Source organism: Streptomyces sp. NPDC001678 (genome assembly GCF_042892945.1).
GTDB lineage: Bacteria > Actinomycetota > Actinomycetes > Streptomycetales > Streptomycetaceae > Streptomyces.
Genome location: NZ_JBIAUP010000011.1, coordinates 177,603 through 201,571 on the forward strand (window position 1 = coordinate 177,603; position 23,969 = coordinate 201,571).

Annotated in this window: 17 protein-coding genes; 7 read left to right on the forward strand and 10 right to left on the reverse strand. The window is 73.9% G+C overall.

Going from position 1 to position 23,969, the window contains the following annotated elements; genetic code table 11:
• Positions 1–50: 50 nt before the first annotated feature.
• From ACFYZR_RS23290 to ACFYZR_RS23300, 3 genes are all read right to left on the reverse strand, one after another.
• Positions 51–1,355: a wax ester/triacylglycerol synthase domain-containing protein gene (locus ACFYZR_RS23290; RefSeq protein ID WP_391913231.1), complete on the reverse strand. Its 1,305-nt coding sequence runs from the start codon at positions 1,353–1,355 to the stop codon at positions 51–53.
• Between the two features lie 70 nt (positions 1,356–1,425).
• Positions 1,426–2,670, reverse strand: a complete 1,245-nt coding sequence (locus ACFYZR_RS23295) for a glycosyltransferase (protein WP_391913233.1) — start codon at positions 2,668–2,670, stop codon at positions 1,426–1,428.
• Between the two features lie 68 nt (positions 2,671–2,738).
• The gene (locus tag ACFYZR_RS23300) at positions 2,739–4,313 is read right to left on the reverse strand and encodes an alpha/beta hydrolase (RefSeq protein WP_391913235.1); all 1,575 of its coding nucleotides are present in this window, start codon (positions 4,311–4,313) and stop codon (positions 2,739–2,741) included.
• Positions 4,314–4,457: 144 nt separating this feature from the next.
• Between ACFYZR_RS23300 and ACFYZR_RS23305 the strand changes: the two genes are divergently transcribed.
• Positions 4,458–5,639, forward strand: a complete 1,182-nt coding sequence (locus tag ACFYZR_RS23305; RefSeq protein ID WP_391913237.1) for an aminotransferase class V-fold PLP-dependent enzyme — start codon at positions 4,458–4,460, stop codon at positions 5,637–5,639.
• On the opposite strand, the gene ACFYZR_RS23310 is transcribed toward ACFYZR_RS23305, so the two are convergent.
• The 5 genes from ACFYZR_RS23310 to ACFYZR_RS23330 form a co-directional block, all read right to left on the reverse strand.
• Positions 5,627–5,869 (reverse strand): hypothetical protein, encoded by a 243-nt coding sequence (locus ACFYZR_RS23310; protein WP_126917194.1) that lies wholly within the window; start codon positions 5,867–5,869, stop codon positions 5,627–5,629. The two genes, ACFYZR_RS23305 and ACFYZR_RS23310, sit on opposite strands and share 13 nt — an antisense overlap.
• Before the next feature lie 12 nt (positions 5,870–5,881).
• Positions 5,882–6,172, reverse strand: a complete 291-nt coding sequence (locus tag ACFYZR_RS23315; protein ID WP_391913239.1) for a hypothetical protein — start codon at positions 6,170–6,172, stop codon at positions 5,882–5,884.
• 232 nt (positions 6,173–6,404) lie between these two features.
• Positions 6,405–7,547, reverse strand: coding sequence for an amidohydrolase family protein (locus ACFYZR_RS23320; protein WP_391913241.1), 1,143 nt, complete (start codon positions 7,545–7,547; stop codon positions 6,405–6,407).
• Position 7,548: 1 nt separating this feature from the next.
• Complete coding sequence (locus ACFYZR_RS23325; RefSeq protein WP_391913243.1) at positions 7,549–8,907, reverse strand: glutamine synthetase; 1,359 nt, start codon at positions 8,905–8,907, stop codon at positions 7,549–7,551.
• 117 nt (positions 8,908–9,024) lie between these two features.
• The gene (locus ACFYZR_RS23330) at positions 9,025–10,251 is read right to left on the reverse strand and encodes a serine hydrolase domain-containing protein (protein WP_391913245.1); all 1,227 of its coding nucleotides are present in this window, start codon (positions 10,249–10,251) and stop codon (positions 9,025–9,027) included.
• A gap of 233 nt (positions 10,252–10,484) precedes the next feature.
• Here ACFYZR_RS23330 and ACFYZR_RS23335 point away from each other — a divergent pair, with 233 nt between their 5' ends.
• From ACFYZR_RS23335 to ACFYZR_RS23345, 3 genes are all read left to right on the forward strand, one after another.
• A complete protein-coding gene (locus ACFYZR_RS23335; RefSeq protein WP_391913247.1) occupies positions 10,485–10,853 on the forward strand; it encodes a hypothetical protein in 369 nt (122 codons plus the stop codon).
• A gap of 104 nt (positions 10,854–10,957) precedes the next feature.
• Complete coding sequence (locus ACFYZR_RS23340; RefSeq protein WP_391913249.1) at positions 10,958–11,161, forward strand: hypothetical protein; 204 nt, start codon at positions 10,958–10,960, stop codon at positions 11,159–11,161.
• Positions 11,162–11,382: 221 nt separating this feature from the next.
• A complete protein-coding gene (locus tag ACFYZR_RS23345; protein WP_391913251.1) occupies positions 11,383–12,381 on the forward strand; it encodes an ABC transporter substrate-binding protein in 999 nt (332 codons plus the stop codon).
• 84 nt (positions 12,382–12,465) lie between these two features.
• On the opposite strand, the gene ACFYZR_RS23350 is transcribed toward ACFYZR_RS23345, so the two are convergent.
• Positions 12,466–13,599, reverse strand: coding sequence for a M20 family metallopeptidase (locus ACFYZR_RS23350; protein ID WP_391913253.1), 1,134 nt, complete (start codon positions 13,597–13,599; stop codon positions 12,466–12,468).
• Between the two features lie 155 nt (positions 13,600–13,754).
• Between ACFYZR_RS23350 and ACFYZR_RS23355 the strand changes: the two genes are divergently transcribed.
• Genes ACFYZR_RS23355 through ACFYZR_RS23365 form a run of 3 tightly spaced genes read left to right on the forward strand, consistent with a single transcriptional unit; the run spans position 13,755 to position 22,529 of the window.
• Positions 13,755–20,918: an amino acid adenylation domain-containing protein gene (locus ACFYZR_RS23355; RefSeq protein WP_391913255.1), complete on the forward strand. Its 7,164-nt coding sequence runs from the start codon at positions 13,755–13,757 to the stop codon at positions 20,916–20,918.
• A 4-nt stretch (positions 20,919–20,922) separates the two neighbouring features.
• The gene (locus tag ACFYZR_RS23360; RefSeq protein ID WP_391913257.1) at positions 20,923–21,126 is read left to right on the forward strand and encodes an MbtH family protein; all 204 of its coding nucleotides are present in this window, start codon (positions 20,923–20,925) and stop codon (positions 21,124–21,126) included.
• A complete protein-coding gene (locus tag ACFYZR_RS23365) occupies positions 21,123–22,529 on the forward strand; it encodes a DHA2 family efflux MFS transporter permease subunit (RefSeq protein ID WP_391913259.1) in 1,407 nt (468 codons plus the stop codon). The genes ACFYZR_RS23360 and ACFYZR_RS23365 overlap by 4 nt, the downstream gene beginning before the upstream one ends.
• A gap of 54 nt (positions 22,530–22,583) precedes the next feature.
• Here ACFYZR_RS23365 and fes read toward each other — a convergent pair whose 3' ends face one another.
• The gene (gene fes, locus ACFYZR_RS23370; RefSeq protein WP_391913261.1) at positions 22,584–23,804 is read right to left on the reverse strand and encodes an enterochelin esterase; all 1,221 of its coding nucleotides are present in this window, start codon (positions 23,802–23,804) and stop codon (positions 22,584–22,586) included.
• Positions 23,805–23,969: the final 165 nt, after the last annotated feature.

The following is a 23,969-nucleotide window of genomic DNA, read 5'->3' on the forward strand; positions in this document are numbered from 1 at the left end:
GCCGTACAGGGCGTGGTAACGGGCGGCTGATCGTACGGGTCGTCCGCCCCTCAAGGCCGCATCGCGTGGATCCCCTCCCGGATGAGCGACGGCAGCCGCGCGGCCAGCTCCTGGTGGCCGTGATCGGTGACCACGGCCACCACCGCGTGGGCGTCGTGGAGGAACATGGTCACCGCCAGCGCCCGCTCCGGACCCAGCGGCGGCAGCCCGCCGATGCCGACGAGCCGGGCCGGGCCGATGCCGAGACGGCTCGCGTGGGTCGCCACGCTGCTGCACAGCAGCGAGGAGTACAGGGGCGAGTTCGCGTAACGGCCGAGGGCGTCGCTCAGCGGCCCGTGCTTCCGGGGCCTGGACGACACCAGGAGCGCCTGGGCCCGTGCCCGTCGCTTGAACTCCGCCCGCCGGGTGAAGCCGTCGACGGCCGCCAGCCGCCGCCGGGGGTCGCCGTGCCCGGGCAGCGGGACGCGGACCGTGGCGTAGTGGTTGCCGAGCACCACCGGGCCCTCGCCGTCGCGCACGTCGACGGGGACCATGGCGCACACCCCCGGCAGCCACGGCAGCGGACCGGTGGCGCCCGCCGCGCGCAGCGCGCCGGCCACTGCGGCGAGGAATACCGCGTTGGCGGACGCCCGCCCCGACGGCAGGGCGTCCCGGGCCGTGCTCACCTCCGCCATCGGCACCCGGCTCCAGCCCACCGCCCGCCGGGGGTCCACCGGCCCGTGGAACGGCAGCGGCCGGGCCCGGGGCAGCAGGTCCGCCAGCGCCCGGACCGGCCCGAGGCGGGCCGGGGCCGCATCCGCCCGGCCGGGCTCCGGCCGGGTACGCGGGCCGGGCACGGCCGACGCCGGCGCGTCGAGCAGGGCGCGCAGCAGCGTGATGGCCGACACCCCGTCCAGCAGGGCGTGGTGGGTGCGCAGCAGCAGGGCGAAGCCCTCGTCCGTGGGCAGCAGATGGAGCTGCCACGGCGGCCGGGCCGGGCCGAGGGGCTGGGCGAGCAGCTGGGCGGCCCGGGCCTCCAGCCCGTCCGGCGCGGGGGAGGCGACGACGTGGTGCCCGGCGTCGAACTCCGGCCCCTGCGTCCACTGCGGCCACGCGTCCGGCGCGGCGCCCGGCGTACCGGGCGTCAGCCGCAGCCGCTCGTGGTGCCCCCACCGACGCAGGACCCGCGCGCGCAGCTGGGGAAGGGGCGGCGGCGAGCCCTGGAACCAGGCGACGAGACACCAGGTCAGGCAGATCGTCCCGCTGTTCTGGTCCCGGTACATCCAGGCGTCCAGCGGCGGCATGGGCAGGCCGCCCGGCCGCCCGGTCCCCGGCGCGCCGAGGGCGAGGCCGGTGGGATGGGGGTGCGGTGTCACGGATCTCCTCGTCCGAAGATTGCCCGGCCCGGTGGCCGGCGCGCGTTGTCCCCCCGAGGGAGCCGGCCGCTCACCGGCCGCGCTCCGCGACCGCGCGGGCCACGGCCCCCGCCCCGTCCTCCAGCCCCAGCCTGGCCGCCAGTTCGGTGGCGCGCCGGGCGAATCGGGGCTCGCCCGTGGCCCGGCGCAGGGCGGCGGCCAGCCGGTCGGCGGTCAGCCGGGCGAACGGCAGCACACCCGGGCTCACCCCCAGCCGCGTCAGCCGCTCGGCCCACCACGGCTGGTCGGTGAGGACCGGCACCGGCACCGCCGGCACCCCGGCGCGCAGCCCCGCCGCCGTCGTCCCGGCGCCCGCGTGGTGCACCACGGCCGCCATGCGCGGCATCAGCCAGCCGTGCGGGATCGGGCCGACGGTGATGACGTCGTCGTTGAGCACGGACAACCCGGCCCAGCCGGACTGCACCACCCCCCGCAGCCCCGCCCGGCGCAGCGCCTCGGCCGTCAGCCCGGCCAGCCGACCGGGATCGCCGGGCATCATGCTGCCGAAGCCCACGAACACCGGGGGCGGGCCGGCCGCGAGGAAGTCCGTGACCAGCGCCGGGGGCTGCCAGTCCGCGCACTCGTGCGGCCACCAGTAGCCCGCCACGCCCAGCCCGGGCCGCCAGTCGGCCGGGCGGGGCACCACCGAGGGGCTGAAGCCGTGCCAGATGGGCCATCCGGCGCGCTCCCGGGCCACGCGCAGCCGGTGGGTGCCCCGGTGGGCCAGCCCGAGCCGGGCGTGCAGTTCCCGGTTGGCGCCGGTGTAGACCGCGTCCAGCAGCGCGTTCGCCACATGGCCGCGCAGCCGGTTGGCGTGCCCCGGGGGCCGCCAGGCCGTCGTGCAGGGGGAGAACGCGGAGGTGGGGGTGTCGGGCTGGAGGAAGACGCCCATGCTCGGCAGGGCGTGGTAGTCCGCCACCACCCGGCCCAGCGGCGCCGTGATGGCCGACAGCAGGACCAGGTCGGCCTTGAGGTCGACACCGGCGAGGATCCCGTCGACGAGCGAGATGGCCGCCCGCTCGGTGGCCCGGACGAACCGCAGACCCGCCAGCGGTGTCCGCAGGCCGCCCCGCAGCCGGGCGTGGGCGTCCAGCAGCTCCTCGAAGGGGTCCGCCACCAGCTCGCGCATCCGCAGCCCGCAGCAGGCCACCACATCGGCGAACTTCGCGTGGGTGAGGATCTCCACGTCGTGGCCCTCGGCGAACAGCCGGTGACCGAGACCGGTGTAGGGGGCGACCGAGCCCATCGTGCCCGCTGTGATGATCTGGATGCGCATCTCCCGGCCTTCCTGCCGCCGCCCTGCCGACTCAACGACAGGCCCCCCGCACCGGATACGGCAGGGCGCTATCGGGCTGCCCCGGCGGGGACGGGGAGCGGCTTGGCCTGGCACGTCATGTCACGCTTCGGCACCACGCCGTCGAGGAGGTAGGCGTCGACGACGCCGTCCACGCAGGCGTTGCCGTTCTGGTACTGGCCGTGGTCGCCGTCGCCGGTGACGGTGACCAGGCGCGAGCCGCGCAGCGCGCGATGGGCCTTGAGGGCGCCCTCGTAGTACGTGGCCGGGTCGTGGGTGGAGTTGACCATCAGGGTGGCCGGCAGCCCCGCGCCGGTCACCTTCACCTCGGGCGCCCCCGACTTCGGCCAGTACGCGCACACGGAGGCGTACGTGAGCTCGCGGGCGCCCAGCAGCGGCAGGTTCACGCTGTCCTTGGCGCTCCGCGCGACCCAGTGGTCGATGTCGCGGTCCCACGGGGTGTCGTTGCAGGTGACCGAGAAGTACTCGGCGAAGAAGCCCGAATCGGGGTAGTGGCCGAAGAGCTGCCCGACGAGCCCCTTCTCCTGCGGCGTCGCGGTGTCCCAGTGATCGAGCGCCGCGAGCGCCCCCGCCAGCGCGGGGAAGCCCTGGGACGCCTTGTAGATCGCCGAGCTGGTGCCGGCGTCGAACAGATTGGGGTCGAGGACCGCCGAGCCGAGGTCCAGCGGGTGGTCGTGGAGGGCCGCGCGCCGGCGCTCCCAGTTCGCCTTCGCCTCCGCGACCGTGCTCCCGTAGTGGTAGACGCCGTCGTACTTGGCCAGCCACGGCAGGAAGTCCTGGTCGAAGCGGCGCTGGAAGCTCTTCGGCTGACCCGTCATCCACTGTTCCATCGTGCTGTCGAAGCCGATGTTGCTGTCGAGCACGGCGCGCTCGACGCGCTGGGGGAAGAGGGCCGCGTAGTAGGCCCCGACCGTCGTGGCGTACGAGGCCCCGTAGTACGAGATCTTCGGCGCCCCGAGCAGCGTGCGGTACAGGTCCATGTCACGGACCGTCTGCTCGGTGGTCAGGTAGGGCAGCAGACCGCCGCTGCGCTCCTGGCAGTCGTTCACGAACTTGCGCGAGCGCTCCAGCACGCCCTGGATCGCGGCGGGGGAGCGGTCCCGGGAGTCGCCGGCCATGAGGGCCGGGAACTCCGCGTCGGTCTGGCACACCGCGTGGGTGCTGCGTCCGACGCCGCGCTGGTCGAAGCTCACCACGTCGTAGACGGCGGCCACCGAGGGCGACGCCTTGGCGAAGCCCCCGGGCCTCAGCAGTCCCTTGCCGCCGGGGCCGCCCGCGGCCATCATCAGCACCCCGCGCCGCTTGGCCGGGTCACCCGCCGTGTGCCGGGAGACCGCGATCTTCAGGTCCGGGCCGGCGTCCGGGTGGTGCCAGTCGCGCGGGACGGTCATCGTCGCGCACTCCAGCGACGGGTCCCCCTCGCACGGCCGCCAGTCGAGCTTCTGGTCGGCGTAGCGGGCCGGTACGGCCGGCGCCGCCGTGACGGCCGGGTGGGGGCGGGCCTGGGCGGCGGCCGCCGGAAGGACGGAGACGGCGAGGGCCGCCAACACGGCGGCCGAGAGAGCGGACGCCTTACGACGACGGGACGTGGCGGTTGCGGACATCGGATCCTCCTGCGCGATTGCGGTGACACCATCGATATTCGCGTCCGACAGGTACATGATCGATCCCGCTGCTATCCGTTCCGGGGGTGGTACTGGTGCCACCCCCCGACGGACGACCCCTCTCCCGCAGGAGGACCGCACGTCATGGACATCACCGCACTGCGCGCCGGCACCCCCGGCTGCGCCCACCGGGCCCATCTGAACAACGCGGGCGCCGGCCTGCTCTCCCGCCGGACCCTGCAGACCGTGACCGCCCACCTCGAACTGGAGGCCCGTATCGGCGGCTACGAGGCCGCGACCGAGCGGCTCGACGCCATCGAGGCGGTCCCCGCCGCCGTCGCCGAACTCATCGGCGGACGCGCCGGGGAGGTCGCGCTGTTCGACAACGCGACCCACGCCTGGCACGCCGCGTTCTACGCGCTCACCTTCCGCCCCGGCGACCGGATCCTGACCGGGCACGCCGAGTACGGCAGCAACATGCTGGCCTATCTGCAGATCGCCCGGCGCACCGGCGCCGAGGTCGTCGTGGTCCCGGACGACGAGCACGGGCAACTGGACACCGCCGCCCTGGAGAGGCTCGTCGACGAGCGCGTCCGGCTGGTCGGCGTCAGCCACGTCCCCACGGGCGGCGGCCTGGTCAACCCGGTCGCGGAGATCGGCCGGATCACCCGCCGGGCCGGGGTGCCGTTCCTGCTGGACGCCACCCAGTCGGTCGGCCAGTTCCCCGTCGACGTCCGCGCGATCGGCTGCGACATGCTCGTCGCGACCGGCCGCAAGTTCCTGCGCGGACCGCGCGGCACCGGATTCCTGTGGGTGCGCCCCGAGATGCTGGAGCACCTCGAACCCCATGTCAACGAGTTCTCCGCGGCGGCCTGGGACGACAAGGACGGCTTCATCTGGCGGGAGGGCGCCCAGCGGTTCACGACGTTCGAGATGAACTACGCCGCCGTCCTCGGCCTGGGCAGCGCCGTGCGCCAGGCCCTGGAACTCGGCCCGGCCGTGGCGGGCGAACGGACCCTCGCCCTGGGCGCGGCGCTGCGGGATCGGCTCGACGCGCTGCCGGGCGTCACCACGTACGACCTGGGCCGCGAGCGGTGCGCCATCGTCACCGCCCTGGTGGACGGCGTGCCCGCGGCCGAGGTCAAGGAGGCGCTGACCCGGCACGGGATCAACGTGAGCCTGACCTCGCCCGACCAGGCGCGGATCGACGGCCGGGACGTCCACCCGCTGGTGCGGTTCTCCCCGCACTACTACAACACCGAGGAGGAACTCGACCGGGCCGCCGGGGTGCTGGCCGGCCTGGCGCGGCCGGGTCAGCCGAGATAGTCGATCTGATAGATGTGCAGGGTCTTCGTCTGGTGCCCCAGGTAGATGACGACGAGGACCTCGTCCAGCACGAGCATCCGCATGATCCCGTCGTCCTCGCCGTACGGGACGGTCACCGTGAACGGGTCCGTGCAGGCCGAGGCGAGGACGTCGCTGAGCCGTGCGCTCACCGACGGCGGGAGGGAGTCCCAGACGGCGGCTATCGTGGCGTCGTACTTGAGCGCGTACACCGCTCCAGGTTCTCAGCCGCAGGGGGTCCCGTGGGCGCGAACGAGGGCGGCGTCCTCCTGGACCTTCTGGGTGATGTCGATCCACTCGCCCGGGACCTCGCCGCCCGCCGCCTCGGCGGCCGCCGCCTGTCGGCCACGCTCGACGGCGGCGAGCGTGCGCTCGGCGATGCCCTGCCACTTCGCGAAGACGGTCAGCATCTCGTGCGCCGGGGCCCGGCCGATCTCGCCGATGAAGCGTCGGGAGAGGTCGGGGCTGCCGAGAGCGTCGCGGATGCGCTCGATGCTCCACGGTCCGGTGGTCATGGGTCCTCCCCGCGTCGGCGGCTCGACCGCCCAGAGTAGCGAAATTGTCCTCTCCGTATGGCGGGAACCCGATGCGGCCGTGGACCGAGGGCCGCCTACCGCAGGAGGACCACGCGGCGGAACGGCTCCGGCCGTTGGACAGCGGACGGTCCATACGCCGCGTCGCGCCGGCGGCCGGGCGTGTCGTACACACATACGGGGTGGTCCGTCTCGTTCCCGGTGACCTCGACGTCTAGCCGGCCCGGCCCGTCTCCCCGGGGGCCGCCAGGCCGTATACGCGCCGGGCGTTGTCCGCCGAGATCAGGGCCGCGACCCGCTCCGCCTCCGCGGCCGGCCAGGCGCCCTCCCGCACCCACTCCGTCACCAGCCGGACGAGCGCCCGCCGGAAGAGCTCCGCGCCCACGACATAGAGCTCCGCGAGCCCGTAGGCGTCGGTCGAGAACAGCAGCTTGCCGAACGGCGTCAGCTCCAGCATCTCCGCCAGCACGGCCCCGGCCCGCGCGCCGGTGTGCGCGAGGGTCAGCCCCACGTCGGCGTAGACGTGCGGGAAGACGGCCGCGAGATAGGCGGCGCCGCGGTGGTACGGATAGCAGTGCAGCAGGACCACCGTGCAACCGGTGGGGCGCACGGCCCGGAGGAAGTCGGTGAGCAGCAGCGGGTCGCTGTGGTGCAGCCGCAGGTCGGGGTCGCCGAAGCCGGTGTGGATCTGGAGCGGCAGCCCGGTGCCGGCGGCCGACCACAGCAGATGGCGCAGCAGCACGGGGTCGGTCAGCCGGCCGCCGGGGGCACGGGTGACCAGCCACCGGTCCGCGGCCGTGCGCACCTCGGCCGGCCGGGGCCGCTGGGGAGGGAGGTCCAGCCCGTGCCGGTAGGCGGCCAGCGACTTGAAGCCCACGACCGTACGGGTCGCGTCCGTCACCGCCCGGTCCAGGGCGTCCAGGAAGGCGGCCGTGCCGTCGGCGCGGTCGGCGAGCCCCTCCGCCAGCGACTCCAGGCGGAGGACCTCATGGCACGGGGCGCCCCCGCCGGCGGCCGCCAGCTCCTGGGGCGTCGTCAGATCGCCCGGTATCCCGGTGTCCACCACATACGCGCCGATGCCGGTCGCGCCCAGCAGCCGCCGGGTGACCTCGGCCGCGCCCAGCTCGCGGCGGCGGTCGAGATAGCGGTGGGGCGGGGCGTGGGGCTCCAGGTCCAGCAGGGGAGGGCACCAGCGGCGCACGGCGAAGCCGAGCTGGCTGTCGAAGAAACCGGTGCCGGGCGCGGCGGCCGCGTCCGACTCGGTGAGCCACGCCTCGAAGGCGGCGTCCGTGAGGTCGCCGCGCGCCACGCCGTGGCAGTGCTGGTCCACCAGCGGGGGCAGCCGCAGGGCGGTCATCTCAGTACCGTCCCCGGGTGGCCGCCGCGATCTCCTCGGGCAGGACACCGTCGAACAGCCGTACCTCTCCCTTGCGGACGGCCACGACGGCCTCGAACAGCGCGTCGCCGAGCGCGTCGCGCAGCAGCCCCGAGCGCTCGAAGTGCTCCACCGCCTCGCTCAGCGAGGCGGGCAGGCGCGGCGCGACGCCCGTGGCCGCCGGGTCGCCGCTCACCGGCGGGGGCAGGGTGAGCCCGGCGTCCAGGCCGGCCAGCCCGGCGGTGACGACCGCGCCGACGACCAGATAGGGGTTGGCCGCCGGGTCGAAGCACTTGACCTCGGCGTTGGCCGCCCCGGGGGCGTCCGGGGCGCCGGTGATGAAGCGCAGCGCGGCCTCCCGGTTCTCCAGGCCCCAGCACTGGAACGCGCCCGCCCACCGCGAGGGCGCGAGCCGCAGATAGCTCGCGGGCGACGGCGCGCCCAGGGCCAGCAGCGCGGGGAGCTCCGCGAGGATCCCGGCGAGGAACGCCTCGCACTCGCGCGTCATGCCGTACGGGCCGTCACCGCCCGAGCAGAGGGAGCGGTCGTCCTCCCAGAGGCTGAGGTGGAGATGGGCGCCGTTGCCCACGCCGTCCGGCACGACGACGGGCCCGAAGAAGGCGTCGAGGCCGTGGGCCAGGGACACGGCCCGGACCGTCTCCCGGACGAGCATGGCGAGATCGGCGGCGCCCACGGGGTCCGTCGCGGCGACCGACACCTCGAACTGTCCGGGCGAGTACTCGGGGTGGAGCTGGAGGACGTCGACGCGCTGGGCGGCCAGGGCGTCGAGGATGTCGCCGAGATAGCCGGACAGCTCGGTCACCCGCGCCATCCCGTAGGCCGGGCCGGAACAGGCGTAGGCCAACTCGGGGCCCTGCGCGCCCGCCCGCGCCACGACCCACTCGGTCTCGAACCCCGTGCGCAGCCGCAGCCCCCGGGCGGCCGCCGCCTCGGTCGCCCGGCGCGCGAACCGCCGCTGGCAGGCGGCGTACGGGCCGCCGTGCTGCTCGTAGCGGTCGGCGGGCGCCCAGGCCCAGCCGGGCCGGGCGGCCAGCACGGTCAGCCGGTCCAGGTCGGGGAAGAGCCGCAGGTCCCCGTCGGGGCCGCCGATGTGGGGGCTGGTGACGCTGGAGTCGTCGACGAGGTAGACGTCGAAGCAGGGCGACATGCCCACGCCCCAGCGGGCGGCATGGGCGAGCCGGCTCGTGGGGACGGTCTTGACGCGGGAGATGCCCGCGTTGTCGACCCAGGCGAGGGCGACGCCGTGGACGCCTTGCGCGGAGAGCTGCGCGGCCGCCTGCCGGGCCGCCGACTCCTCCCGCTCCCGGTCGGGTCGTTCCACGGCCGCTCCTTCCGTCGGGAAAGTCGAGTGAGGCGGACCGTGTCCGGGGAACCGGGCACGGTCCGCTCGTATTACACCTCACCGGCCCCGGCTCGCGCCGGAGATCCGGAGCACGCGTCAGCGCAGCGAGGTGAGCTTGTTGAGGGTGTCGCGCTCGGCGCCGGCGGGCTTGGCCGCGCCGCAGTACTCGGCCTGGACCAGGGAGACCAGGTCGGCGTGCCAGTCGCCGTTGTAGTTGAACGCGGCGGTGTGGCCGCCCTTCTCGTCGGAGACGACCAGGGAGGTGGAGCCGTGGATGCCGCCGCTGTGGGCCCAGACGGTCACCCCGCACGACAGGGTGGCCGACATGATGCCGAGCCCGTAGCGGGCCGGCGAGTCCTTGCCCATGGGGACGCTGGTGAGCAGTTCGCGCTGCTGCTTCTCGGGCAGGAGCCTGCCGCCCAGCAGCAGGTTGTAGAAGCGGTTGAGGTCGCCAGTGGTGGAGATGATCGCGCCGGCCGCCCCGCCCCAGGAGGGGTTCAACTCGGTGACGTCGTAGACCTTCGCGTCCGGTTCCGGCTTGAGGAGCTTGCTGTAGGCACGGCCGTGCGGGCCCGGCATCGCGGGGGAGTTGCCGGGGAAGGTGGTGGAGCGCAGTCCTGCGGGGTGGATGACGCGCCGGGTGACCTCGGTGGCGTAGGAGCGCCCGGTGACCTTCTCGATGATCATCCCGGCGAGGATGTAGTTGGTGTTGGAGTAGTGGTAGTCCTTGCCGGGCGCGAAGTAGGGCTCGTGCCGCAGGGCCACGTCCACGAGTTCGCGCGGGGTGCGGGTCTCGAAGCGGCGCTCCATGAACTCCGTGGAGAGGTACTTCTGGAAGCCGTCGTCCTCCGTGTAGTTGTAGATCCCGCTGCTGTGGTTGAGCAGCTGACGGATGGTGACGTTGCGGCCGTCGTGGCCGCCGTTGCCGCGCAGTACGCCCGGCAGCCTGCTCTCCACGGTGTCGTCGAGGCTCAGCCTGCCCTCGGCCTCCAGCTGGAGGAGGACGACCGAGGCGAAGACCTTGCTGATGCTGCCGACGCGGAACCGGTCCTCGGGGAGCCGGGGCCGGTGGCCCTTGAGGTCGGCGACGCCGGAGGACCCGTTCCAGGTGACGGTCTTGTCCGGAAACCTCTCCCGGGCCTGTGCCAGGACGCCGGGTACGCCCGCCTTGACCTCGGCGTCCATCACGTCCTGGGTCGCGCGGTGGCCGTGCTCCGTCCCGGGCGCGGCGGAGGCCGCCGGGGCCGTGGCGGTGAGGGCGCCGGCGGCCGTCGCGGCCACCACGAACCCGGCCAGTGCTCTGCGCATGGACCGTGCGGTCATCTTTCCTGCCTCTCGTACGGGAACGCGGACACTCCCCAGGACTTCTGCGATGTCCCGGGAGTTGAGCGGCAGTTGGGAGGACCTGAGGTGAAGGGAGGGATTTCGGCCAGGCCACGTCCGGGCATTCGGTCGTATGGTCCGACCGGAGATATCCAGGAATTTCACATTCGACTTCACAATCTCACCCGATCGACGGAATGCACCCGGGGTGGCCCGGAATCTACGCTTGGTGTATGTCGATGTGGGGTCGCACAGCGGTACCGCAGCCCGCGCTGCGGGCTGTGGTCGCCGTGCTGGCCTCCGTGCTGCTGGTGCTGACCGGGTCGGCGTCCGCCGGGATGGAGCGCGTCTCCGTCCGTGAGGAGTCCCTCGCCTCCGCCTCGCTGTCCGACGACTCGTCCGACGAGTGCGTCGCCTGCGTGCCCGAGCAGCGTGTGCCACGTCCGGGGAGGGTCGGGCGGCCGGCGGGCAGGCTTCTCTGCCCGCCGGCCTCCACATCGTCCGCCGGGGGGACCGGGGGGCTCCCCGGCGGGCGGGTTCCGCCGCGGCCCGGCGACGTTGTCGCCGCGGGCCACGCGCAGCATTCCGTTCTGCGCTGCTGAGCACTGCCACGCCCCGATCCCGCCGCCGATGTGCCGCGGGCGGGGCGTCGCTGACACCCGGGCTCGTCCCGGCAGGCCGGCAGTTCAGACCGAGGAGTGACGCCATGCGCATCGATTCCGCGCGCGCTCTCGGCGCCTATGTGCGCGCCGAGGCCTATCGCGCCCACCGTCCCGCTCCCGAGCCGGAGCCCGCCCCCGTCGTCGTCGAGGAACGGCCGGACGCGTCCCCGGACGCGGAGGACGGCGTCCCGCGGGAGTCGCGCCGGGCGAGGGTGCTCGCCCGGCTGCTGTTCCTCCGTCAGGAATAGCGGAGGCCTCTCGGCAGCGAACGGATCGAAGCGGCCCGCCGTCCCGGCGGGCCGCTTCGCCGTGCGGGACGGGACGGGGCGGTACGAGGTGGCCGGGGCCGGGAAGGGGACCCCACCCCGCGAGGTGACTTTAAGGTAAGGCTAACCTAATATCCACCTTGTCCGGCGGGAGTGATCCCGTACGGCGCCCTCTTCTCGTATTCCAACGTCCGGAGCATCTGATGACCTCGCCCAACCGCCTCCTCCAGTCCGCCCCGCGTCGCGCGGCGCAGGCTCTCGCCGCTGTGGGTGCGGCCGCGCTGCTGCTCACCGGCTGTGGCTCCGACTCGGACTCGGGCTCGGACAAGACGAAGAGCGAGGCGACGTCCGGCGGTGGCGAGACGCGCATGATCAAGGACGCGACCGGCACGGCCGTCAAGGTGCCCGCCCACCCCAAGCGCGTCGTCACCCTCACCCAGGAGGACCTGGACGCGGTGCTGGCGCTCGGCATCAAGCCGGTGGGCATCACCAACGGCCAGGGCCTGAACAAGCCCCCGGCCTACCTGGAGGACAAGGTCAAGGGCATCAACGTCGTCGGCAACCTCCTCCAGCCGGTGATGGACAAGGTCCTCGCGGCCAAGCCCGACCTGATCCTCGCCGGTGACATGCAGGACCAGAACGTCCTCAAGCAGCTCCGCGAGATCACCCCGGCCACCCTGGTCACGATGGCCCCGACCGACGACTGGAAGCTGTCCTTCCGGGGCGTCGCCAACGCCGTCAACGGCCTGGACAAGGCCAACAAGGTCATCGCCGACTACGAGGCCAAGGCCAAGAAGGCCGGCGAGGAGCTCGGTGAGAACAAGGGCGCCGAGGTCTCCATCGTCCGCTGGAACCCGGACGGCCCCAGCTGGATGGAGAAGAAGCAGTTCGCCAGCGGCGTCGCCCTGGACATGGGCCTCAAGCGCCCCAAGACGCAGGACAAGGACGGCAACGCCCACACCCCGGCGCTCAGCCTTGAGAAGATCAGCGAGATCGACGGCGACTGGCTGTTCCTGTCCACGCTGACCTCGGACGGCGAGAAGGCCCTCAAGGACGTCCAGGAGAAGCCCGCGTACAAGGACCTGAACGCGGTGAAGAAGAACCACGCCGTGACCGTGAACGGCTCGGTCTGGTCCACCCGCGGCGGCCCGCTGGCGAGCGACGTCGTCATCGAGGACATCACCAAGGCGCTGAAGAAGTAACCACCCCGGACGGGCTGACGAAAGTCAGCCCGTCCGGCGTTTGAGGACAAAGCACGGTAGCCCGTCCGGCGTTCGAGGACCCGGCTACGCGCGACGCGTCGCCGCGAAGTCGGCGGCCGTCCATGCCATTCCCACCGCCCCGTCGATGATCGCCCGCTCCGCCTCCGGCGACACCGCCGCCTCGGCGAACTCCGGCTCGTGCGGGCTGCAGGCGCCGCCCGTGATGTCCAGCACGGGATGGATCGACGGGACCGCGTGCGAGACGTTGCCCATGTCCGTACAGGCGAACGCGTCCTTCTCCTGTGGCTCGGGCCGGCCCAGCGCCCGGGCGTTGGCCGTCCACAGGGCGATCAGGCCGGGGTCGGTGCGGAAGTCCAGGTAGTCCGGCTCGGGACGGGTCAGCGACACCTCGCAGCCGGTGGCCAGCGCCCCGGCGCGGAAACACGCCTCGACGCGCTCGCGCAGCTCCCTCAGGTCCTCGGCCGCCGAGGCGCGGATCTCGTACTCGGCCGTCGCCCGGTCGGGGATCAGATTGGGCGCCGTGCCCGCCCCCGTGGTCACCCCGTGCACCTTCCACTGCGCCGGCAGCTGCTGGCGCAGCAGCCCCAGCGCGACCTGTGCCACCGTCAGGGCGTCGGCGGCGTTGCGGCCCTCATGGGCGTTGAGGCTGGGGTGCGCCGCCTTCCCCCGGTACTCGACCGAGAGCGTGCCCAGCGCGAACGAGCGGAACTCGGCCACTTCGAACGGGCAGGGGTGCACCATCATCGCGGCGTCCACCCCCTCGAAGGCCCCCGCCTCCAGCAGCAGCGCCTTGCCCGCGCCGCGCTCCTCGGCAGGGGTGCCCAGCACCCGTACGGTCAGGCCCAGTTCGTCCGCGAAGGGGGCCAGGCCGAGCGCCGCGCCGACGCCCGCCGCCGCGATCAGATTGTGGCCGCAGGCGTGCCCGAGGCCGGGCAGGGCGTCGTACTCGCAGGCGATGGCCACGGTGACCGGGCCGGAGCCGGCGGTCGCCGTGAACGCCGTGTCCAGGCCGTGGGCGGGGGCGGTGACGGCGAAACCGTGCTCCCGCAGCTCTTCCGCGCACCACGCGGCCGCCTGATGCTCGGTGAAGGCCGTCTCGGGGTGCGCGTGAATGCGTCGGCTGAGCGCCAGAAGCCCCTCGCGGCGATCCAGCACGCGCTCGCGTATGGCTGATTTGAGGCTCTCGGCCACGGTCATGTCCGCTCCAGTGTCGTCGTCTTCGCGCGGTGTCCGCAGCAGCCGGACCCACGCTCACAAGCGATCAGAAAATAGCTTAGGCTTACCTAAGCTGACGCACCGGGGGTTACCGGTGCGACCAGGAACGTTCGCCAGAAACCGGGAGCCCCCACGCGATGCGTCACCACCAGGACGAGAACTCCGCCGAACTGCCGCTCCTCGCCGCGCAGTCCGGAATCCTCTACGCCCAGGCTCTCGACCCCGCGAACCCGGTCCTCAACACCGGCGACCGCGTGGAGATCGCCGGACCCCTGGACGAGGAGCTGTTCGAGCGCGCCCTGAGGCGGACCACCGCCGAGGCCGAGACCCTCGCCCTGCTGGCCACTGCCGGTGACGGCACCACCCCCGCCCAGCGCCTCGGCGCCCCCGCCCCCGCCCTCCACCGGCTCGACCTGCGCACCGCCGACGACCCCGAGGCCGAGGCGGCGGCCTGGACCGCCGCCGACCTCGCCCGCCCCGTCGACCTCACCGAGGGCCCCCTCGTCACCCACGCCCTCATCCGCCTCGCCGACGAGCGCTACTGGTGGTACCAGCGCGTCCACCACTTCGCCGTCGACGCCTACGCGCTGACCCTCATCGGGCGCCGCCTCGCCGAGGTCTACACGGCGCTGGCCACCGGCACCGAGCCCACCGCCGACCCCTTCGGCACGCTTCGCGAACTCGTCGCCGACGAGGCCGCCTACCTGGCGAGCGAACGCCACGCCACCGACCGCGCCCACTGGCTCGAGCGCCTCGCCGACCGGCCCGAGCCCGTCTCGCTCTCCGACCGCCCCGCCGCCCCCGCCGGGACCGTCCTGCGCCACTCCGCCGAACTCCCCGCCGGCTCCCTCGCCCGGCTGACGGCCGCCGCCGGCACGGTGAAGGCCACCTGGGCCGAACTGCTCGTCGCCGCCACCGCCGGCTATCTCCACCGCGTCACCGGCGCCGAGGACATCGTGCTCGGCCTGCCGCTGAAGAGCCGCACCAACAAGACCGCCCTGCGCACGCCCGCCATGATGGTCAACGTCATGCCGCTGCGCGTCACCGTCCGCCCCCAGGACACCGGCGCCGGTTTCCTCCGCCGCGTCGTCATGGAGATGCGGGCCGCCAACCGCCACCAGCGCTACCGCCAGGAGGACCTGCGCCGCGACCTCGGGCTCCCGCCGGAGCAGCCGCTGTTCGGGGCGATGGTCAACATCAAGCCCTTCGAGAACGAGGACCTGGACTTCGCCGGCCTGCCCGGCGTCGTGCGCAACCTCGCCGCCGGCCCCGTCGACGACCTGGCCTTCGGCGCCACCCCGGGCCCCGACGGCACCCTGCGCCTCGGCCTGGACGCCAACCCCGCCCGCCACGACGCCGACTCCCTCGCCGCCCACGCGCACGGACTGCTCCGCTACCTCGACGCCCTCACCGGCCTGCTGCTCGAGGACGCCCAGCGACCCGTCGGCACCATCGACCTCCTCGACGCCGAGGAGATCCACCGGGCCACCGCCGGCCGCACCGAGGCCCCTGCGGACCGCACCCTGCCCGAGCTGTTCGCCGCGCAGGCCGCCCGCACCCCCGAGGCCGTCGCCGTCCGCGCCGGCGCCACCGCCCTCACCTTCGCCGAACTCGACGCGGCCGCCAACCGCCTGGCCCACGAACTGCTGGACGCGGGCGTGCGCCCCGGCACCGCCGTGGCCCTGGCCCTGCCCCGCAGCGCGGAGACCGTCGTCGCCCTGTTCGCCGTCCTCAAGGCGGGCGGCGTCTGCCAGCCCCTCGACCTCGGCCATCCCGCGCAGCGCCTCACCGCCGTCCTCGACGACACCCGCCCCGGCTGCCTCATCGGCACCACCGACGCCGTACGCGGCCTGCCCGAGCACACCGTGCCCGTCCTCCTCCTCGACGACGAGGCCACCCGCGCCCGGATCGCCGCCCGCCCCGCCACGGCCCCCGCCGCCCCCGCGCTGAACCAGCCTGCCTACGTCATCCACACCTCGGGCTCCACCGGCCGCCCCAAGGGCGTCCTCGTCACCCACGCCTCCCTCGCCAACCTCCACGCCGGGCACGGCACCGACCACATCGCCCCCGCCCTGGAGCGCACCGGACGGGACCGGCTGCGGATCGCGCACAGCGCCTCCTTCGCCTTCGACGCCTCCTGGGACCCCGTCATCTGGATGGTCCACGGCCACGAGCTCCACCTCCTGGACGACGCCGCCTACCGCGACCCGGCCACCCTCACCGCCTACGTCCACCAGCACCGCGTCGACTACCTCGACGCCACCCCCTCCTACGTCGAAGCGCTCGTCGCCGAGGGCCTGCTGGATCCGGGCCGGCACCACCCCGCACTCGTCGTCGTCGGCGGCGAGACCGTGCCCGACCCCCTGTGGCGCCGCCTGGCCGCCACCGAGGGCCTGAGCCCCATCAACCTCTACGGCCCCACCGAGACCACCGTCGACGCCTATTACTGGCTGGCCGACGACGACGGCACCCCCGTCGGCCGGCCCGTGCGCGGCTCACGCGCGTACGTCCTCGACAACTCCCTGCGCCCCGCCCCCGTCGGCGTCACCGGCGAGCTCTACCTCGCCGGTGCCTGCCTCGCCGCCGGCTACCTGGGCCGCCCCGACCTCACCGCCGAACGCTTCACCGCCGACCCCTTCGGCGCCCTCCACGGCGAGCCCGGCGCCCGGATGTACCGCACCGGCGACCTCGTGCGCCGCCGCCCCGACGGCACCCTGGAATTCCTCGGCCGCGCCGACGGCCAGATCAAGATCCGCGGCTTCCGCATCGAACTCGGCGAAATCCAGAACGTCCTGGCCGGCCACCCGGCCGTCGACCGGGCCGCCGTCATCGCCCGCGACACCGCCACCGGCAAGCGCCTCCTCGGCTACGCCGTCCCCGCCGAGGGCACCGCGCCCGACCCCGAGGAGCTCCGCGCCCACCTCGCCGAGCGGCTGCCCGACCACATGGTGCCCGCCGCGATCCTGATCCTGGCCGCCCTGCCCCGCACCGCCAACGACAAGCTCGACGTCAAGGCCCTGCCCGACCCGGAGCCCGCGGCCGCCGCGGACCGCGCCCCCCGCACCCCCCAGGAGGAGATCGTCTGCGGCCTCTTCCAGGACGTCCTCGGCCTCGACGCCGCACCGTCCCCCGACGCCGACTTCTTCGCCCTCGGCGGCCACTCGCTGCTCGCCGGCCGGATCGCCGCCCACGTCCGCGACGCCCTCGGCGACGACGCCATCGGCCTCGCCGACGTCTTCCGCAACCCCACCCCCGCCGCCCTCGCCGCCCTCGTCCGCGACCGGGACACCGACCCGGACCGGCCCGCGCTCGTGCCCGTACCGCGCACCGACCGGATGCCGCTCTCCCCGGCCCAGAAGCGGCTGTGGTTCATGTACCGCCTCGAAGGCCCCAGCCCCACCTACAACATCCCGCTGCTGCTCACCCTCACCGGCCCCGTCGACCAGGACGCGCTGCGCCTCGCCCTCGCCGACCTCGCCGAGCGCCACGAGACGCTGCGCACGGTCTACCCGGCCCTCGACAACGAGCCCCACCAGCTGATCCTCACCCCCGAGCAGGCCCGCCCCGAGCTGCGCGTCGCAGCGCTCGACGCCGACCTCACCGAGGCCGTGCGCCACTCCTTCGACCTGGCGGAAGAACTCCCGCTGCGCGTCACCCTCTTCTCCGACGGCGGCGAACGGCACACCCTGCTGCTCCTGCTCCACCACATCGCCGGCGACGGCGCCTCCACCACACCCCTCGCCCGCGACCTCGCCGCCGCCTACACCGCCCGCGCGGCCGGCCGGACGCCCGGCGCGGCTCCCCTGACCGTCCAGTACACCGACCACACGGCCTGGCAGGAGCGCCTCCTCGGCACCGCCGACGCGCCTACCCCGGCCGCCGCCCGCATGCTCGACCACTGGAAGACGGCCCTCGCCGGCCTGCCCGACCAGCTCGAACTCCCCACCGACCGGCCGCGCCCCGCCATCGCCTCCACCGCGGGCGACACCGTCCCCTTCGAGCTCGGCCCCGACGCCCACGCCGCGCTCGCGGCGCTCACCCGCGCGAGCGGCACCAGCGTCTTCATGGCCGTCCAGGCCGCCCTCGCCGCCCTCCTCACCCGCTACGGCTGCGGCACCGACATCCCGCTGGGCACCCCTGTCGCGGGACGTGACGACGACACCACCGCCGACCTCGTCGGATTCTTCGTCAACACCCTCGTCCTGCGCACCGACACCTCCGGCGACCCCACCTTCCGCGCCCTCCTGGAGCGCGTCCGCACCACGACCCTGGCCGCGTACGAGCACTCCGACGTGCCCTTCGACCGGCTCGTCGAGGAGCTCAACCCGCCCCGTTCGCTGGCCCGGCACCCCCTCTTCCAGGTGATGCTCGCCTGGCAGTCGATGCCCGACGCCGCGTTCGCCATGGGACCGGACCTCGCCGCGCGGATGACCGCCGTCCCCACCGGCACCGCGAAGTTCGACCTCACCCTCAACGCCGGCGAGCGACCCGGCGGCGGCATATCCGGCTTCCTGGAGTTCCGCACCGACCTGTTCGACACCGCCACGGCGGAACGTCTCTCCGCCCACCTCACCCGGCTGCTCACCGCCGTCGCCACCGACCCCGACACCCCCGTCGGCCGCCTGGCGCTCCTCGACGAGGCGGAGCTGCACCGCTCCCTCGTCGAGTGGAACGCGGGCCAGGACACGGCTGTTTCGGAACGACGCACCCTCGTCGAGCTGTACGAGGACGCCGCCCGCCGCCACCCCGGCCGCACCGCCGTCACCTGCGACGACGCGTCCCTCACCTACGCCGAGCTGTCCGCCCGCGCCAACCGCCTGGCCCGGCTGCTCGCCGGGCGCGGCATCGGCCCCGGCGCCATCGTCGCCCTCGCCCTGCCGCGCTCGCTGGAGCTCGTCACCGGTCTGCTGGCCGTCGCCAAGTGCGGCGCCGCCTACCTCCCCATGGACCCGGACTACCCGGCCGACCGGCTCGCCTACATGCTCGCCGACGCCGCCCCGGCCGCCGTCGTCACCGACACCGCGACCGCCGCCCGGATCCCGGCGCACGACCTACCGGTCGTCCTCGTCGACGGCGCCGACGCCGACGCGTACGCGACCGCCGACCTCACCGACGCGGACCGCACCCGGGCCCAGCGCCCCGGCGACGTCGCCTACGTCATCTACACCTCGGGCTCCACCGGCCGCCCCAAGGGCGTCCCCGTCACCCACCACAACGTCACCCGGCTGTTCTCCGCCACCGACCACTGGTTCGGCTTCGACGAGAACGACGTGTGGACCCTCTTCCACTCCTACGCCTTCGACTTCTCGGTGTGGGAGATGTGGGGCGCGCTGCTGTACGGCGGCCGGCTCGTCGTCGTCCCCCACCTCGTCAGCCGCGACCCGGCCGCCTTCCTCGGCCTGCTCGCCGACGAGGGCGTGACCGTCCTCAACCAGACGCCGTCCGCCTTCTACCAGCTGATGGCCGCGGACAAGGAGAACCCGGGCCGCGAACTGGCCCTGCGCTACGTCGTCTTCGGCGGCGAGGCCCTCGAACTCGGCCGTCTCGACGACTGGTACGACCGCCACGCCGACGACGCGCCGACGCTCGTCAACATGTACGGCATCACCGAGACCACCGTGCACGTCTCGTACATCGCCCTCGACCGGGCGAGCGCCGCCGCCGGCACCTCCAGCACCATCGGCGTCAACATCCCCGACCTGCGCGTCTACGTCCTCGACCCGTACCTGACGCCCGTGCCGCCCGGCGTCACCGGCGAGATGTACGTCGCGGGAGAGGGCCTGGCCCGGGGCTACCTCGGCCGGCACGCCCTCACGGCGGAACGATTCGTCGCCGACCCCTTCGCCCACCTCTTCGGCGAGTCCGGCAGCCGGATGTACCGCTCCGGCGACCTCGCCCGCCGCCGCCCCGACGGCACCCTCGAGTACTTCGGGCGCGCCGACCACCAGGTGAAGATCCGCGGCTTCCGCATCGAGCTCGGCGAGATCGAGGCCGTCCTCGCCGACCACCCCGACGTCGCCGACGCGGCCGTCGTCGTCCGCGAGGACACCCCCGGCGACAAGCGCCTCGTCGCCTACGCCGTCCCCGCCGGCGGGACCACCCCGGCCCTGCTGCGCGAGCACACCCGGGACGAACTCCCCGGCCACATGGTCCCCTCCGCCGTCGTCCTGCTGGACCGGCTGCCGCTGACCGCCAACGGCAAACTCGACCGCAAGGCCCTGCCCGCCCCCGACCTCGCCGCCGCCGTCACCGAGGGACGCGCCCCGCGCGGCCCCCGCGAGGAACAGCTCTGCGCGATCTTCGCCGACGTCCTGGGCCTGCCCCGGGTCGGCGTGGACGACAACTTCTTCGACCTGGGCGGCCATTCGCTGCTCGCCGTGCGCCTCGCCGGAAGGGTCAAGGAGGCCCTCGGCACGGACACCGGCATCGGCACGGTCTTCCAGGCTCCCACCCCGGCCGCGCTGGCCGCCGCCCTGGACGCCGAGGCCGCCGACGCCCTGGACGTCCTGCTGCCCCTGCGCCCCGCGAAGGACGGCGACAGATCGCCGCTCCACTGCGTCCACCCGGCCGGCGGCCTGAGCTGGTGCTACGCCGGACTCATCCGCCACCTGCCCGCCGATGTGCCGATCTACGGCCTCCAGGCCCAGGGCGTCGGCCCGGCCACGGCCGCCGAGCCGCTGCCGGGGACCCTGGAGGAACTGGCCGCGCACTACGTCGACCGCCTCCGCGAGGTTCAGCCCGACGGCCCGTACCGGCTGATGGGCTGGTCCACCGGCGGCATCATCGCCCAGGCCATGGCCACCCGGCTCCAGGACCTCGGCGCGGAGGTCGAGCTGCTCGCCATCCTCGACGCCTACCCCGCCGAGGGCTTCCGCGAGCTGCCCGTGCCCGACCAGGCCGAGGCCCTGGAGGCGCTGCTGACCATGGGCGGCCACGGCCCGGACAGCCTGGAGGGCGAGCCGCTGGAACTGGAGAACGTCATCGAGGTGCTGCGCCGCGAGGGCTCCCCGCTGGCCGGCCTCGACGACACCACCTTCGACGCCCTCAACCGCACCTACCTCAACACCAACCACCTGGTGCGCGCCTTCGACCACCGCGTCTTCAAGGGCGACGTGCTCTTCTTCCGGGCCACCGTCGACACCATCGACGACACCCTCACCCCCGACACCTGGACCCCCTATGTGACCGGGCGGATCGACAACACCGACGTCGCCTGCTCGCACAAGGACATGACCCTGCCCGAACCGATCGCGCACATCGCGAGCGTCATCGCCGACCGACTGCGGAAACTGGAGAACTGACCCCATGAGCGACGCACCCGCCAACCCCTTCGACGGCGACGGGGAGTTTCTCGTCCTCGTCAATGCCGAGGGGCAGCACAGCCTCTGGCCGGGCTTCGCCGCCGTGCCCGAGGGCTGGACGACCGTCCACGGGCCCTGCGCCCGGCAGTCGGCCACCGACTGGATCACCGGGAACTGGACCGACCTGACCCCGGTCTCCGCCCGGTGACCCGGTTCTCCCCGCGCATCGCCGTCGTGGTCGTCTACACGGCGGCGATGTGCATGAACGGGCTCGACTCCACCATCGTCAACCCGGCGCTGCTCACCATCGCCCGGGACTTCGGCGAACCGGTGTCGGCCGCCAACACCGTCGAGGTGGCCTTCCTCGTCGCGCTCGCCGTCGCCCTGCCCGTCGCGGGCTGGCTCGGCGACCGCCTCGGCACCAAGAGGGTCTTCCTCGGCGCCCTCGCCGTCTTCACGGCGGCCTCCGCCGTCTGCGGCCTGGCCCAGGACCTCCCGACGCTGGTCCTCGCGCGCGTCGTCCAGGGGGTCGCGGGCGGGCTGCTGACACCCGTCGGCATGACCCTGCTCTTCCGGGCCTTCCCGCCGCACGAGCGGATGAAGCTGTCCAAGGTGCTCATCGTGCCGACCGCGCTGATGCCGGCGCTCGGCCCGCCGCTCGGCGGCTTCCTGACCGAGCACCTGTCCTGGCACTGGCTGTTCTTCGTGAACGTGCCGATCGGCGCGGCCGCCGTGCTCCTCGGCGTGCTGGGGCTGACGGAGCACACGGAGGGCACCGAGGGCTTCGACCTGACGGGCTTCCTGCTGGCGACCCCCGCGCTGGGCCTGCTCACCTACGCGCTGGGCTTCGGCCCCACGCACGGCTGGACCACGGCCTCCGTCCTGGTCTCCGGCGTGCTCGGACTCGTGCTGCTGGCAGCGGGGTGCGTCCATCTGCTGAGGGCGCGCACGCCCCTGCTGGAACTGCGGCTGCTCGCCGACAAGGTGTTCGCGTCCGCCACGGTCCTCGCGCTGGTCACCTCGGCCGGGCTGATGGGCGTGCTCTTCGCGTTCCCGTTGCTCTACCAGGCGGCGCTGGGCGCCTCGGCGCTGGACGCCGGGCTGAGCGTCTTCCCGGAGGCGCTCGGGCTGATGCTGGCCTCGCAGGTGGCCGACCGGCTGATGCCCCGGCTCGGGCCCCGGTGGCTCGCCGTGCCCGCCCTGCTGCTGGCGACGGCGGTCTTCGGCGCGCTGGCCGTGCCGGGCGTGGCCGAGAACGCGTGGGCCGTGCGGGCGCTGATGTTCTGTGTGGGCCTGGTGCTGGGGACGGCCGTGCTCACCGTGCAGATCGCCGGGTTCGCGGACGTACCGCCCCCGGCCATGGGCCAGGCCATGGGCCTGTTCACCATCGTGCGCACCCTCGGCGGCGCGCTGGGCATCGCGGCCGTCGCCGCGGTGATCACTGCGTGGGGCGGCTCCGGTTCGCACGAGACGGACCCGGCCCCGTACCGGGCCGCCATCGCGGTCACCGCGGGCCTCGTCGCCCTCGGCACGCTGTGCGCGTTCCGGATGCCCAAGGAGGCGCCGGCGCCTCCGCCGTTCGACGACGAGCCGGAGGCCGTGCCCGCCTGACACCGAAGAAGGCCCCCACGCGCTGTGCGCGTGGGGGCCTTCTCGCGCTCGCCGCTACCTTCCCAGCAGTCCCACGAGCCCGTCGGCGAGACCGCCGCGCCAGCAGGCGTAGTCGTGGCCGCCGTTGAACTCGTGGTAGGCCACGTCGTAGCCGCGCGCTTCGAGCACGTTGCGCAGGTGGCGGTTCTGCGGCAGGAGCATCCACTCCTGGAGGCCCACCTCCAGATGGAAGCGGACGGGCAGCCGCTCGCGCGTCGCGAACTGCCGGGTCAGCCACTCGCTGCCGCCGTCGAACTCGGTCCCGTCCGGCCACCAGAAGGAGCCCGACTGGGACAGCGCGTTCCCGAACCGCTCCGGCCTGCGGAAGGCGGCGAACGCTGCCGTCAGACCGCCCGCGCTCTGCCCCGCCACGACCGTACGGGCCGGGTCGGCCGTCACCCCGTACTCCCGCGCCGCCCACGGCAGCAGCACGTCCGCCAGCCAGTCGACGAACTCCTCGCTGCAGCTGAGATCGGCCATCCGCCGGTCGCGGCCCATGGTCTCCACCATCAGGGTCACGGTCGGCGCGATCCGGCCGTCGTGGTGGAGGTTGTCCAGCGTCGTCCCGAAGTCCAGCACCGGGCCCCACATCTCGCCGTCGAGCAGCACGGCGACGGAGTACGGGCCGTCGCCGGTGGTGTGCCCGGCCGGCAGATGGACTCCGACGCGCCGCCCGTCGACCTCCGCGGCGATCCGCGCGCCGCGCGGCACGCTCTCCCGTACGGCCGCCCAACCCTGCGCGGGCGCGTCGGGGAGCTCCAGCACGGAGGACGGGTTGCGGCCGTCGCGGGCCGCGAGCGAGGACCCCGCGGCGAGCGGGTCGGGCAGCGCCTCGTCCAGCACGCTCAGCCAGCTGCGGCGATCGGCGCGCAGGGCGTCCTCGCGGGAGCCGTGGTGAACGGAGAACTGGTACGACGCTCGGTGATCCGCCCGCAGCCGGTGGCTGATCGCCCACACGTCGGTGCCGGGCACCTTCGCCATGAGGTGGGGAGTCAGGTCGCCGGCGTGGCGGTCCTTGTCCGTGACGGTGTGGAGGAGGGCGAGGACGGCGGAGGCGGGGGCGGCGGGGTCGTCGCGCCAGAGGAAGGTGACGAGGCGCCAGGCCGGTTCCCCGGCGGGGTCCGGTTCGACGAGGGGGGTGCCGTGCGTCGCGGCGCGCTTCCAGAAGGCGTCGACGGCGCCGGGGTCGCCGGCCGCGTCGGCCAGCTCGCGGAGTATCGGGCTCTGTGTGTCCACGTGACTTCCTTTCGGTGGCAGGTTGCCGTGGGGGAGGAGGCCCCGGTCCCGCCCTTTCGCCGTTTCCTGGGGCTGCGCCCCAGACCCCCTTGTCCTCAAACGCCGGACGGGCTACGAATAGCCCCTCCGGCGTTTGAGGCGCGGGGTCCGGGGCGGAGCCCCGGT

Coding starts and splice junctions, on each gene's coding strand:
- ACFYZR_RS23295 (WP_391913233.1), bottom strand. CDS start 2,670: ATGCGCATCCAGATCATCACAGCGGGCACGATGGGCTCGGTCGCCCCC.
- ACFYZR_RS23300 (WP_391913235.1), bottom strand. CDS start 4,313: ATGTCCGCAACCGCCACGTCCCGTCGTCGTAAGGCGTCCGCTCTCTCG.
- ACFYZR_RS23305 (WP_391913237.1), top strand. CDS start 4,458: ATGGACATCACCGCACTGCGCGCCGGCACCCCCGGCTGCGCCCACCGG.
- ACFYZR_RS23315 (WP_391913239.1), bottom strand. CDS start 6,172: ATGACCACCGGACCGTGGAGCATCGAGCGCATCCGCGACGCTCTCGGC.
- ACFYZR_RS23320 (WP_391913241.1), bottom strand. CDS start 7,547: ATGACCGCCCTGCGGCTGCCCCCGCTGGTGGACCAGCACTGCCACGGC.
- ACFYZR_RS23330 (WP_391913245.1), bottom strand. CDS start 10,251: ATGACCGCACGGTCCATGCGCAGAGCACTGGCCGGGTTCGTGGTGGCC.
- ACFYZR_RS23335 (WP_391913247.1), top strand. CDS start 10,485: ATGTCGATGTGGGGTCGCACAGCGGTACCGCAGCCCGCGCTGCGGGCT.
- ACFYZR_RS23340 (WP_391913249.1), top strand. CDS start 10,958: ATGCGCATCGATTCCGCGCGCGCTCTCGGCGCCTATGTGCGCGCCGAG.
- ACFYZR_RS23345 (WP_391913251.1), top strand. CDS start 11,383: ATGACCTCGCCCAACCGCCTCCTCCAGTCCGCCCCGCGTCGCGCGGCG.
- ACFYZR_RS23350 (WP_391913253.1), bottom strand. CDS start 13,599: ATGACCGTGGCCGAGAGCCTCAAATCAGCCATACGCGAGCGCGTGCTG.
- ACFYZR_RS23355 (WP_391913255.1), top strand. CDS start 13,755: ATGCGTCACCACCAGGACGAGAACTCCGCCGAACTGCCGCTCCTCGCC.
- ACFYZR_RS23360 (WP_391913257.1), top strand. CDS start 20,923: ATGAGCGACGCACCCGCCAACCCCTTCGACGGCGACGGGGAGTTTCTC.